At 65.8% G+C, this 12,153-nt stretch carries 11 protein-coding genes; 4 read left to right on the forward strand and 7 right to left on the reverse strand.

Annotated elements, in window-relative coordinates; genetic code table 11:
- Positions 1 to 2 precede the first annotated feature (2 nt).
- Positions 3 to 1,544: an RNB domain-containing ribonuclease gene (locus tag HMPREF3174_RS03970; protein ID WP_101923536.1), complete on the forward strand. Its 1,542-nt coding sequence runs from the start codon at positions 3 to 5 to the stop codon at positions 1,542 to 1,544.
- Positions 1,545 to 1,643: 99 nt separating this feature from the next.
- Here HMPREF3174_RS03970 and HMPREF3174_RS03975 read toward each other — a convergent pair whose 3' ends face one another.
- A complete protein-coding gene (locus HMPREF3174_RS03975) occupies positions 1,644 to 1,841 on the reverse strand; it encodes a DUF3073 domain-containing protein (protein WP_062614042.1) in 198 nt (65 codons plus the stop codon).
- A 409-nt stretch (positions 1,842 to 2,250) separates the two neighbouring features.
- Between HMPREF3174_RS03975 and HMPREF3174_RS03980 the strand changes: the two genes are divergently transcribed.
- Positions 2,251 to 2,439: a BldC family transcriptional regulator gene (locus HMPREF3174_RS03980; protein ID WP_062614041.1), complete on the forward strand. Its 189-nt coding sequence runs from the start codon at positions 2,251 to 2,253 to the stop codon at positions 2,437 to 2,439.
- 63 nt (positions 2,440 to 2,502) lie between these two features.
- Here the strand turns inward: HMPREF3174_RS03980 and HMPREF3174_RS03985 are convergent, their stop codons facing one another.
- Together HMPREF3174_RS03985 and HMPREF3174_RS03990 are read right to left on the reverse strand one after the other, a co-directional pair.
- Positions 2,503 to 2,829, reverse strand: coding sequence for a DUF3618 domain-containing protein (locus HMPREF3174_RS03985; protein ID WP_062614040.1), 327 nt, complete (start codon positions 2,827 to 2,829; stop codon positions 2,503 to 2,505).
- Positions 2,826 to 3,272 (reverse strand): phage holin family protein, encoded by a 447-nt coding sequence (locus HMPREF3174_RS03990; RefSeq protein WP_083200532.1) that lies wholly within the window; start codon positions 3,270 to 3,272, stop codon positions 2,826 to 2,828. The genes HMPREF3174_RS03985 and HMPREF3174_RS03990 overlap by 4 nt, the downstream gene beginning before the upstream one ends.
- Before the next feature lie 162 nt (positions 3,273 to 3,434).
- Here HMPREF3174_RS03990 and HMPREF3174_RS03995 point away from each other — a divergent pair, with 162 nt between their 5' ends.
- Positions 3,435 to 5,018 (forward strand): BCCT family transporter, encoded by a 1,584-nt coding sequence (locus HMPREF3174_RS03995; RefSeq protein ID WP_068538577.1) that lies wholly within the window; start codon positions 3,435 to 3,437, stop codon positions 5,016 to 5,018.
- Between the two features lie 93 nt (positions 5,019 to 5,111).
- Here HMPREF3174_RS03995 and HMPREF3174_RS04000 read toward each other — a convergent pair whose 3' ends face one another.
- On the reverse strand, positions 5,112 to 6,062 hold the full coding sequence (locus HMPREF3174_RS04000; RefSeq protein WP_068538578.1) for an L-lactate dehydrogenase: 951 nt from the start codon (positions 6,060 to 6,062) through the stop codon (positions 5,112 to 5,114).
- A gap of 70 nt (positions 6,063 to 6,132) precedes the next feature.
- Positions 6,133 to 8,034 (reverse strand): murein biosynthesis integral membrane protein MurJ, encoded by a 1,902-nt coding sequence (murJ, locus tag HMPREF3174_RS04005; RefSeq protein WP_083297681.1) that lies wholly within the window; start codon positions 8,032 to 8,034, stop codon positions 6,133 to 6,135.
- A gap of 94 nt (positions 8,035 to 8,128) precedes the next feature.
- On the opposite strand from murJ, the gene HMPREF3174_RS04010 reads away from it, so the two are divergent.
- Complete coding sequence (locus tag HMPREF3174_RS04010; protein WP_070448024.1) at positions 8,129 to 9,133, forward strand: lipid II:glycine glycyltransferase FemX; 1,005 nt, start codon at positions 8,129 to 8,131, stop codon at positions 9,131 to 9,133.
- Between the two features lie 157 nt (positions 9,134 to 9,290).
- Here HMPREF3174_RS04010 and HMPREF3174_RS04015 read toward each other — a convergent pair whose 3' ends face one another.
- Both HMPREF3174_RS04015 and HMPREF3174_RS04020 read right to left on the reverse strand, forming a co-directional pair.
- Positions 9,291 to 10,571 carry a peptidoglycan bridge formation glycyltransferase FemA/FemB family protein gene (locus HMPREF3174_RS04015; RefSeq protein ID WP_070448026.1) on the reverse strand — a complete coding sequence of 427 codons (1,281 nt, stop codon included), beginning with the start codon at positions 10,569 to 10,571 and terminating at the stop codon, positions 9,291 to 9,293.
- An 88-nt stretch (positions 10,572 to 10,659) separates the two neighbouring features.
- On the reverse strand, positions 10,660 to 11,889 hold the full coding sequence (locus tag HMPREF3174_RS04020; RefSeq protein WP_070448028.1) for a carboxylate--amine ligase: 1,230 nt from the start codon (positions 11,887 to 11,889) through the stop codon (positions 10,660 to 10,662).
- Positions 11,890 to 12,153: the final 264 nt, after the last annotated feature.

A 12,153-nucleotide genomic window follows, 5' to 3' on the forward strand; every position in this document is an offset into this window, starting at 1 on the left:
CCGTGCGGCAACGCTTCATCAACCCGAATGTGGTCCCGGCGCAGCAGATTTCGTCGACGATCACGAAGCTGGCGGAGGCGGGTGCGCCGGCCGCGTTCTCGCCGGAGGCGCTCGCGGAGGCGGAGTCGGCCAGGCGGGAGTTCCCGGAGCTGCCCGACCGCACGGATCTTCCCTTTGTCACGATCGACCCCGAGGGCTCTCGAGACCTCGACCAGGCCATGTTCATCGACGGCGACGTCCTCTACTACGCGATCGCCGCCGTCAGCCTCTTCGTCCGGCCGGGTGGCGCCCTCGACGCCGAGACCCGCGAGCGCGCCACCACCATCTACCTACCCGACCGCTCGATCCCCCTCCACCCTGAGGTGCTCTCCACCGACGCCGCCTCCCTGCTGCCGGGCCAGGTCCGCCCGGCGTACGTGTGGCGTTTCGAGCTCGACGCTGGCCAAGTGGTCCGTACCGGCCTGGAGTTGGCGCGGGTGCGCTCCCGCGCCCAGCTCACCTATCAGCAGGTCCAGGCCGCCTACGACGGCGACGGCCAGCTCCCCGTTAACGTCCCGCCCACCCTGCCGGAGGACCTGGCGCGGGTGGGCCGCCAGCGTCAACGCCTGGAAGCGGAGCGGGGCGGCGTGTCGCTCAACCTGCCCGAGCAGTGGGTGGAGCACGGCGAGGACGGCTACCTGCTCAAGTTGCGCGAGGTTACGGGCGTGGAGGAGTGGAACTCCCAGATCTCGCTCATGACCGGCATGGAGGCCGCGAGGATCATGATCGCGGCGAATCTCGGGGTGCTGCGCACGCTTCCCGCTGCCCGCAGCTCCGACATGGAGCGCCTGCGCCAGGTGGCCCGCAGCCTCGGCCACGACTGGCCCAACACCCAGGACTACGCCGCGTTTGTCCGCGGGCTCGACCCAGCCCGCCCCGCCTCCCTTGCCTTCCTCTACGAGGCCGTGCACCTCTTTCGGGGCGCCGGCTACCTCGCCCTCCCCATCGCCGCCGGCAGGGCCGAGGGTTCCGCCGAGGCTGAGACTGCCGCTGGGCCCAAGGGTTCCGACGGCGCAATGGGTGACAGCGAGGCCGCCCGTGCCAACCAGCCCGAGCGCGCCGACGACGCCGTCCTCCGCCATCACGCCATCGCTGCACCCTACGCCCATGTGACCGCGCCGCTGCGCCGGCTGGTCGACCGCTTTGGGCTGGAGCTTTGCCGTTGCCTGCTCGCTGGTGACGTGGTCCCCACCTGGGTAACCGAGGCGCTGCCCGAGCTACCCTCCCTCATGGGCGCCGGCACGCGCCGGGCGAACGCGCTCCAGGGTCGTGCGCTCGACGCCCTCGAGGGGCTGACCCTGCGCGGGCGCGTGGGGGAGGAGTTCGCGGCCGTCGTCGTTGAAGAGAAGTCCAGCGACGGGGATCGCAAGCGCGGGTTGATCTCCATCGCGGAGCCCGCCATGGAGGCCGTGGCCACCGGCGATCACATGCCCGTGGGGGAGCGGGTGCGCGTGCGGCTCACGGGCCTGTCGGAGGACCTCAAGCCCAGCTTCGAACTCGTCTAGCCGCCCCGCAGCCGATAAGCCTGTGGCGCCCGCCGCCCGCGGGCACACCAAAGAGCCAGCCGTGAAGCTGGCTCTGAAAGGTGATGCGAGGCTAGTGCCTCAATCGTCGGTTGCCGGAGGAATCTCGTAGGAGTCGGGATCGTATTCGTCCCAGGAATCGTAGTCGTCCGGTTCGTCCTTCATCTCGGAGCGACCCGCGAGTTCCCTCTCAAGGGCCTCGTAGTCGGTCTCCGGGCTGAAGTACTTCAGGTTCCGTGCGACTTTGCGCTGTTTGGCTCTTTGACGGCCGCGCCCCATATTGGCTCGACCCCCCTCAACTCGTCTTGGAGCAGGCACCGCGTGCGGCTCCGATTTATCTCAATAATGGTTCGTGGCACATACTTTACCCCGAAGTGGGTAGGAATCTCTACGTGAAGTGACGTGTGTGCGGAGGTATACGCCCTCGATGGTACGGCGCCCGGCCGGCTCGGCTCGTTGCGAACTGCGCCACCAAAGGTGCAATAAATGGCGCAATAACGCCCTGACCTGCGGTTTAAGCTGTGAGTAAATGTGTTTTCGCTTGTGAGATGAGCGTTTACGGCAATAGGATGGGCAGAGGTTTTTGCGATCTGTCTGGGCTCCTTCGACTGCGGTGGAGAGGAGAGGGAGCGGACCTGAACATCGCTCACCACAACGTGGGTGGAACCCACAATTTGCGAGGAAAACAATGGATTATGACACTGACTTGATGACCCCGGCGGAGGTTGCGGCCCTGTTCCGGGTGGACCCGAAGACGGTGGCGCGCTGGGCAGACAGCGGCAAGTTGCCGTCGATCCGCACGCTCGGGGGCCACCGGCGCTTCCCGCGCAAGGAAGTCATGGAGAGGGCAAGCAGACCCGCGACCGAAGACAACTAGACAACCAAAAGTGTGGGGCGGCCCGAAAGCCGCCCCACACTCATATCTACGCTTGCATGCTGATTACTTGATGATCTTGCGGATGACGAACAGTGCGACCACGGCGAGCGTGGTGCCGATGATGGCCAGCGCCTTCTTGTCGCCAGCCTTCGCGTCATCCACCAACCCCATGGCCTGCTCCTTGCCCTGGCTGAGGCGCTCTTCGGCGTAGGCGCGGGCTTCTTCCTTGAGGTTGTCCGGGTGGAGCTTGCCGGCCAGTTCGTTGACGGTGGCGGTCAGCTCCTCGCGGACGCGCTGCATGTCCGCGTCCACCTCGTCAGCGGTGCGGGTGTCCTCGATGCCCTTGGGGGCTTCGTAGTCAACTGCCTTTTTCTGGCTCACGTTCGTCATTGGATTCCCTTCTTCACCGCTTCGATGTCCTTCTCCAGGCCGCCCTTCGGGTCCACTGTGTGCTTGTTCGCCGCCTTGAAGCGCGAGACGGCTATGAGCGCGAGGATGAGGATGATGAGGAGCAACCCGCCGGAGACCACCAGGAACGCCGCCCACAGCGGCATAACGGTGGCCAGTCCGTAGCCTGCGGCCAGCAGCAGGGTGCCGAGCATGTAGAGGGCGAGCACACCGGCGACGGCGAGTAGCACGCCCCCGATGCCGAGCTTCTTCACCTTGGAGGTGGCTTGCAACTTGGTGTAGCGGATCTCGTCGCGTACCAACGCCGAGAACTGGGCGGTGATCTTTGCGACGAGTTCGCCAACCGATTGGCCGCTCGCGGCCTTGGGGCCCTTGCCCGCAAGCGTTTCGGGGCCTTGCGGCGTCAGTGGTACTTGTTCAGTCACGAGAACTCCTTTGCTTTCGATCTATTTTCGCACGGAACACCTGTGTTTCTCGACCGGTAATATGGATCTGCAACGCACCGCGGCCGGCTTTGGCATAATCGACGCAGTGAGTCTGCGGCCCCGCGCAATGCCCGCGCGCGGCCGCCTTGATCGAAGGAACGAATGATGCCTCAGCGTGCCACCCGCGACAAGCCGGCACACTCCGCACCCGCACACCCCGCACCGGCCCAGCGTGTAAAGCGCACGGTCTTCGTCGGGTCAGCGGCGATCATCTTGGCGATTGCGGCGTGGGCGTTTGTGGACACCGGTTCGGCGGCGGATGCGCTCGGGGCTGCCACGGGGTGGATCGGCCAGTGGTTTGGCTGGTTCTACATTCTCATGGCAACGGTGGTGGTCATTTTCGTGCTGGTGGTGGCGTTCTCTCGTTACGGCCACCTCCGCCTCGGCCCGTCCGACTCCCGCCCGGAGTTTTCCACGTTCGCCTGGGGCTCGATGCTGTTCGCGGCGGGCATCGGCACGGACATCATCTTTTTCTCGGTGGCCGAGCCGATTGCCCAGTACATGGCCCCGCCGCGCGTGGCCGCCCAGTCGCTGGAGGCGGCCGAGCAGGCGCCCGTGTGGACGATTTTCCACTACGGCCTGACCGGCTGGGGGATGTATGCACTGATGGGCATGATCTTGGGCTACTTCTCCTATCGCCACGGCCGCCGCCTGGCTGTCCGCTCGGCCCTTGAGCCGGTGTTCGGCCCGCGCGTGTACGGGGTGTTGGGTGACGTCGTCGACATCGCCGCGATCCTCGGCACGGTGTTCGGTGTGGCGACGACGCTCGGCATCGGCGTCGTGCAAATCAACGTGGGGCTGGAGATCATTTTCGGCGTTGGCAAGGGGTTGCCGGCGCAGGTGGCCCTCATCGTGGTGGCGGTGGTGATGGCGGGGATCTCGGCGGTGTCGGGCGTAGCGCGCGGGATCAAGATCTTGTCCCAGCTCAACGTGTTCCTCGCGATCCTTACCGTGGTCTGGGTGCTGGTCGGCGGGCGCACGTCCTTCCTCCTCAACGCGATCGTGATGAACGTAGGCGACGTGTTGGCGATGTTCCCGGGCATGACCCTGGACACGATGGCGTTCTCGGACGCCGACGCATGGAAGGCGGCGTGGACGCTGTTCTTCTGGGCCTGGTGGGTGGCGTGGGCGTCGTTTGTGGGCATGTTCCTAGCGCGCATCTCGCGCGGGCGGACGCTGCGCCAGTTCATCATCGGTTGCCTGACCGTCCCGTTCCTGTACGTGGCCGTGTGGATCTCGATTTTCGGCAACGCCGCGCTTGACCGCGTCATTCACGACGACGACCTCGCCTTCGCCCACGCCACCCTCGAGGTCCCCGAGTTCGGCTTCTACTCGCTCTTGGAGGGCATGCCGGCGGCCCGGGTGGTCATGATGATCGCCACGGTGGTGGCGTTCTTGTTCTACGTGACGTCGGCGGACTCGGGCTCGCTGGTCATGGCGAACCTTTCCAGCGACCTCCCCACCCCGCGCACGGACGCCCGCCCGTGGCTACGGATCTTTTGGGCGGCCACTACCGGCGTGCTCACGATCGGCATGCTGGTGGTTGGCGGCATCCCGGCCTTGCAGTCGGCCACGGTCATCATGGGTTTGCCGTTCGCGATTGTCATGGTGGTGGCGATGATGGGCTTTTATCGGACGATTCACGACGACGTCGACCGTGCCGGCCAGCCGTCACCGGAAAGCTAGCCTGGCCCTGGGCAAGATGGGGCCGCGGAGAGGCGTGCCGAGGAATAAGAAAACGGGCTCGCCGCCCGGCGAGCCCGCTAACAGGTTGGCGTTCTAGTAGCCGACCACCTTGATGGTCTGCCGCAGGGCCTCGATCGAGGACGTCAGGCGGGCCGCCTCGGCGTCGTTGAGCGACAGCGGGAGCGCCCGCTCCACGCCCGCACTGCCCACGATCGACGGTACCGACAGTGCCACGTCGGACGCGCCGTCAATTCCGTGCAGGGGCGAGCTCACCGGGAGCACGGCCTTCTGGTTGCCGAGCACGGCCTCCACGATGCGCGCACCGGAGACGCCGATGGCGTAGTTCGTGGCACCCTTACCCTCGATGATCTTGTAGGCCGCGCTGCGGACCTCGTGCTCGATCTCGTCCAGCTGGGCCGGGGTGAAGGGTGCGCCTTCGGGGGTCATGATGTCGTGCAGTGGGATCTGGCCGACCGTGGCCGTGGACCACATCGCGAACTCCGAATCTCCGTGCTCGCCAATAATCATCGAGTGCACCGAGCGTGCCGACACGCCAAGCCGCTGACCGAGCAGCCAGCGCAGACGCGAGGAATCAAGCACCGTGCCCGAGCCGAACACGCGACCCGACGGCAGGCCCGTGATCTTCGTGGCCACGTAGGTCAGCACGTCCACCGGGTTCGTCACCAGGATGAACACCGCGTTCGGGGAGCGCTCCACCAGGCCCGGCAACATCGACTCCAGGATGGAGACGTTCTTCGCGGCCAGGTCCAGGCGCGTCTGCCCCGGGTTCTGCTTCGCGCCCGCGGTGATGACCACGACGTCGGAATCCGCCGTCACGTCCTGCGACGCGCCGCCGATAATCGAAGAGGACTGCATGAACTGGGTACCGTGGGCGAGGTCGAGGACCTCGGCTTCCACCTTGGCTTCATTAAGATCCTGGAGGGCGACGATCTTGGCCGAACCACGGATCATCGCAGCATACGCGAGGGCGGTTCCAACCGAACCAGCGCCAATGACAGACAATTTCGAGGTAGAAATGCTCATACCCCCAGTGTGTCAGCATCCCGCGCATCTGAATAGGGCCTCGTGCTGACTGCGGTCAACCTCACCGGGACTATCGGCGGATACGCCCCGCCAACTTGCCCAGCAACATGGTGACGCCCGCCGCCTCCGGCATCTTGAACGCGCGCGCGAGCACGTAGAACAGCGCGGTCAACACCGGGGAAGCGACCATGATCGCCAGAACCGACAGCCCAAACGAGGAGGCGAACATCGACCTGCTCGCAATCGACAGTAGCCCGAACCCGGCCGCCACGGTGATCACCGTGATCGCGGCAAGCTTGGCGTGAGCAGTGGCGACGCGCGTAAGGTCGAGCCCGCCCAGACGGCGTCGTACAAAAAGGTAGGTCACGACGCCGGCCGCCAGGTTCGTCGACGCCATGACGGCGCCCACCCCCACCACCACCCACTGGGGCGGCAGGAACCCGCACGCGATGAAGCCCACGAAGCCCGCCACCTGCCACGGCAGACCCACGAGGAACGCCGCACGCGTGTCCTCCAGCGCGTAGTAGATGCGGTTGAGCACCGCCACCGCGCTCACCCCCGGCAGGCCAATCGCCATCACCGCCACAACCACCGCGATCGAACCGATCTCCGCTGGTGAGGAACTGGGGGAGAGCACGCGCGTGACCGGCACCGCCAACACCACCACCAGAGCCGTGGAGAGGAACATGAGCGTGGAGGTCAGGCGCAGCGTGTAGGAAGCCTCCTCCTGTACCAGCGAGTAGTTCTTCGCCACCGCCGCCTGAGCCAGCTTCGTAAACAGAGCCGTGGCGATCGAGACCGTGATGACCGAGGTAGGGATCGAATAGATCGTGTAGGCCGTGGAATAGCCGAGGTTGCCGACCACTCCGTCCAGGTCCATCCCCGCCTGCTGAGCGCGCATCGTGGCCCCCGCCGACACATTCGACTGGGCGATCGTGGGCAACATGCCCATCCCCATCATCGCCAGGATCCACAGCGAGGCCTTGCCCGCCTGGCCCAGCCCCGAGCCGCGCCACTTGAAGTCCGGCCGGTAGCGGATCCCCACCCGTCGCAGAGGGATCAGCAAGATGCCCGCCTGGGCCGCGATCCCGAGCGTGTGGATGCCGGCCAGCACGTTACCGCGGGCCGAGAACCAGGTGGCGGCCTCGGAGGTGGTGGCCACATCGGACGGGCCCCAGATCCACAGCATGAGGGCCAGGCCGCCCACCGCGATCACGTTGTTCAGCGCTGGCGCCCACATGTACGGGCCGAAGTTCTCCCGCGCGTTGAGGATCTGGCCGAAGATCGTGTACATGCCGTAGAAGAAGATCTGTGGCATGCACCACAGGGCGAATAGGGTGGTGAGGCGGTACCACTCCGGGTCGAGGGTAGCGGCGTAGATCTTCACCACGATCGGCGCGGCCGCCGTGAGGATCGCCGTGATTACGCCGAGCGTGACCATCGACAACGTCAGCAGCTTGTTAATGAACGCCGCCCCCGCGTCCTCCGCCCGGCTCGCCTTGACGATCGCCGGCACCAGCACCGCGTTGACCAGGCCGCCCGCGATAATCATGTACAGGAGCGTGGGCAACTTGTTCGCGATGTCGAACGAGTTACCCGCCAGGGAGTTCAGGCCGATCACCGCACCCATGAGCATCGGCGAGCGCACCATCCCTAGCAGACGCGAGGTCAGCGTGCCCAGGCCCATCAACGCCGACGCCTTCGCCGATCTCCGCTTCGACTCCGCGAACGAACCGGCCGCCTCAGGCTGAGCCTCGGCTGCGCCCGTGTTCACGACGCCGGCTGGGGCGTCGCCGGCGGGTGCCGGGACGTCCACGGCCGCGGCTGAGAGGGAAGCCGGGGAGCAGGGCGTCGTCGGACCCGAAGACTCAGCAGACGGTGCCAACAGCGGCACCCTTTCCTTGCCATGGCGCGGCTTGTAACGGTTGATGAACATCGGTCCCTTACGGTGGGCGAAATCGGCTCCCTTCATTCTAGAACCGCGGTGCCAGGAATGGGGCAAGGGTCAGCCCGGGGTATGACAAGGGTTAGGTAACGCGCGGGGCGCTTTTTCCTATCCTAGAAGCGTGCTTATTTCCCACAATGACGCCATTTTGCGCGAGTATGGCGCGTTCGTAGATTCCTCCCCCTTCACGAATCTCTACCAGACGCTCGGCTGGGCACACGTCAAGAAGGGATGGGAGGCACACCGATTCGTCCACCGCACGGGCGGGACGATCGATGGGGCGATGCAGGTGCTCTCCATTGACGACTCGCAGATCGGCGGACGCTTCTTCTACGCGCCGCGCGGGCCCGTGTGCGACCCGCGGGACGTGGAGACGGTGGCGGAGCTTGTGGGCGAGGCGGCCCAGTTCGCACGCGAGAACGGGGGATTCCTGCTCCGAGTGGACCCGGCGATCGAGCTGGACGAAGCGCTCGAGGCCGAATACGCTGCGGCAGGGCTGACGTTCACGCGCGACCCGTTCAACTCCAGTCAGCCCCTCATGAACACCGTGCTCGAGATCCGCGGGCGGGATTGCGAACAGATCCTCATGGACTACTCGCGCAACACGCGCAAGCACATCCGCAAAGGTGAAAAGTACGGGGTGAGCACGCGCGTGGGGAGCGTGGCGGACCTCGACCAGTTCTACGAGATCGTCCGCGTCTCTGCTGAACACCACGGGATCACGTGCCGGCCCAAGGACTACTTCGAGCGCATCTACGAAGCCTTCCCGGACAGCACGCGGCTGAGCTTTTCCATGTACGAAGGCCGGCCGATCGCCACGTCGATCATGGTGGTTCACGGGGGGGGCGCCTACGCCATGTACGGCGGGGACACCCACGAGTTCCAGAAGGGTCAGTCCTACCAGCTCGACTTCGACGAGGTCTGCTACGCGGTGAAGGCCGGGTGTGCCACCTACGACATGGGCGGCATCCTCTCCGATGACGACTCCGACCCCCTCACCCACTTCAAGAAGAAGTTCACCGAAAACAACATCGTGTACTGGATAGGCAACATCGACGTGCCGCTCGATGAGGTGAAGTACGCCGCCTTCCAGGCGCGGACGTGCATCGGCGCCAGCCGTCAATAATCGGGGTGCCGGCAGTAACCGGCGCCGGCCGGCCGTATTGAAGTGTTTTTGACGATTCTGGGGCGATCTCCTCATATAAGAAGATCGCCCCGAAATCGTCCAGTTATTTTGAGCCGCCGGCCCCCAGCGGGCCGGGGACACCCCTGAAAGGTCTGACCTAGTCGGGGTCAACCGCCTTCGTGGCCCTGGCGAGGATCGGGCGGATCGGCAGGTCGTAGGTGCCGACGTACTCCTCCGCGTTCCCCTTGAACTGCTGCTTGAAGTGGACTACGCCGGCGTCGGAGGCATCGGCGTTGAAGTCGCCCGTCATGCCGAAGAAGTTGTACCAGCGCACGTCGTTGCGGGTGGCCCAGTCGAACATGGCGCGGTGGATGAAGTAAATGCCGTAATAGTCGTTGAACTGGGCATACGCGCCGGAGACGAGGTAGGTCAGCTCGTGCGGGGAGTGGATAAAGAAGGAGGCAGCCAGCACGATCTCTTCACCATGCTCGGCACGGACGGCCTCGGTCTCCCTCTGGCGGCGGTCCAACACCTCGATGCGGGACTGGAGCTCCTTGAGCTGGTTGCGCTGCTTCTTGCCCAGCACCTTGCCCTCGGCCACCAGCGCCTTCTCGCGCTCAGAAAAGTCGACCATCTTGGCCTCCACCTGCTCGCGCTCGGCGGCAATCTCGGCCAGGTAGGCCGCGGGCCGGAGCACGGCCACCGGGAAGAAGGTCTCCTCCGGGCCGAGGTGTTTGGCCAGGTCCTGGTAGTAGGTCAGCTCCGAGCGCGTAGGCGGGGTGGTGCCCGTGCGCTCCGCGGTGTGCGCGAGGATGTCGCCCAGCACGTCAATGTCGGCCGGGTCGTTGAAACGGACCTCCACGCCGTTCGTTCCCCACCGGTTGAAAGCCGTGCGCACCTGCTGCCCCGCCGACTTCGTCACCTGCGCCAGGTCCATCCCCGCGATGTCCTTGACGTAAACGAAGCGGGTCTGGATGTCGGGGGAGTCGTTGAAATCCTTGTCCAGGTGGGTGGCACCCAGCTCGGCCAGCAGGGCATCGATCCGCTGTGCGCGTTCGGTCTCAGAGCCGCGGTCGACGTCGTTGTAAAACGCACGCACCACCATCGGTACCACGCGCAACGCCACCACCCGGGGCGTGCGCTTCAGCCACTCCACGAGGCCGCGGTAGAAGGTGGCCTCGGCGGCGGGGGAGTAATCGGCGAATGTGGGGCCGAAGACGAGGTTGGCCTTGTAGAAGAACTTGCGCCACGGCTGGAGGACAACAGCGGCGGCGGCGACCAGGCGCTCCGGCTCGCCGTCGACGACACCGACCAGCTCCACCCGGTGCCCCTCCGCGCGGCGTGTGGACACGTAGCCGGGTAGCTGGGTGAAGGACATTCGCTCGGATTGCGCGGCGAAGCGCTCATAGGTGGCATCGTGAAGTTTGACAAATCGCATTATCCCTCGTTTCTTCTGCGCACCAGTCTACGTGAGGGCCCGCAGGGATAGGGCAGGCCGCGGTGTGATGATGCCGGGGTGGGCGCGGCTAGAAGCCCGTGTCGGTGGGCTCGGGGTAGTGGGCCCGGGTCTTGCGGCGCATGTTCTCCGCGTTGATGATGCGGAACAAGGTGCGGCGCGGGTGGCGGTCGCCGGGGGTGTTCAACGGGTCGATGGCCGTGCGCTTCAGGGGCTTGACCTGCGCATACAACTCTGGGCTCAGATACTCCTTGAGCATCCTCAGCGGCAGGACGTGGTACAACGCCTCCCCCTGCATTCGCTGGACGTGGGGCGCGGCGTCGTCGTCGTGATCCTCCATGAACGCCCGCCACACATCCACGCGACCGGCCTTGAGGTAGTAGTGATTGCGGCCGATGCGCGGGTTGAGGTCGAGCCAGTAGGGGGTGGCGGTGCGTGGGTCGATCTTGACGTCTAGCGAGAAGAAGCCGCGCAGGCCGGCGGCGAGGGCCAGGCGAGAGCCGTCTTCCATGAGCGGCTTGTTCGGGGTGACGTGGAGGATGCCGGCGTTGCCCAGGAGGTAGGGTTCGTGGTTGCCGACCAGCACCCGGCCGGAGCCGACGGCGGTGACGCGGCCGGCGCGGTCGATATAGCCGTTGACCACCCACTGCGTGGTGTCGTCGCCAGGAATGAGCTCTTGGGCGGTGAGGAAGGTCGCAATGCCGGCGTCGTGCCAGGTGCGGATGCGGGAGACGGCGTCGTCCAAGGTGTCGCACGGGAGGACTTTGGTCAGGCCGCGCGGGGAAAACTCGATGAGGTGAGAGCGCTCCTCGGGCTTGAGCACAATCGGGAAGGTGAGCGCGGTGAGGGCGGTGGCCGCGGCGTCGGGCTCGCTGGTGGAGACGCTGACTTGGCGCGGGGTGGCCAGATCCAGGCTGGCAGCGAGCTCGCTGAGGCGGGCCTTGGAGTCGGCGGTGGCGATCGCCTCGGGGGAGGCGTACGGGATGATCCAGCTGGCAGGCAACTCGGGGCGGATGCTGGCCAGGAACTGGACGTGCTCGTCCGTGTTGACCAGGGGGACCACGCGGGCGCCGGGGAGCTCGGCGGCGAGAGAATCGAGCAGGGCGCGGAACTTGGTGAAATCGGAGATCGCGCGCGGCTCGGTGATGTGCTGGGCGAGAATGCGAGAGTTGTCGATGAAGCCACGGTGGATCTGGCTGTAGAGGCGGGGCTTGATGCCTGAGCTTTCGTGGATGAGGCGGGCCATGGCGTAATCGGCTAGGTCCCAGCCGAAGATGATGGGGGTGATGTCGCGGTTCATAGGGCCTATTCTACGGGGCCGGGCGAGCCGGTGCTGGCGCGCCGGGGCTTGGCCGCTGCGGCTGAGGGCTGGCGCTACTCGGGGGTGCCGTAATAAGTCGTGAACCTGGCGTGAGGCAGGGGCGTATAGGAATCGGTAGCCGGTATATTTACGAGTTGTGTCGGGCTGGCCGCCAGACATGGGTGCGGGCCCCGGAGATTCCGGGGCCCGCACTGATGGGCCGGCGTGCCGGTAGGTGGCAGCCTAGGCTACCACCCACCGTGT

Origin of the sequence: Trueperella sp. HMSC08H06, assembly GCF_001808465.1 — a bacterium.
GTDB lineage: Bacteria > Actinomycetota > Actinomycetes > Actinomycetales > Actinomycetaceae > Trueperella > Trueperella bernardiae.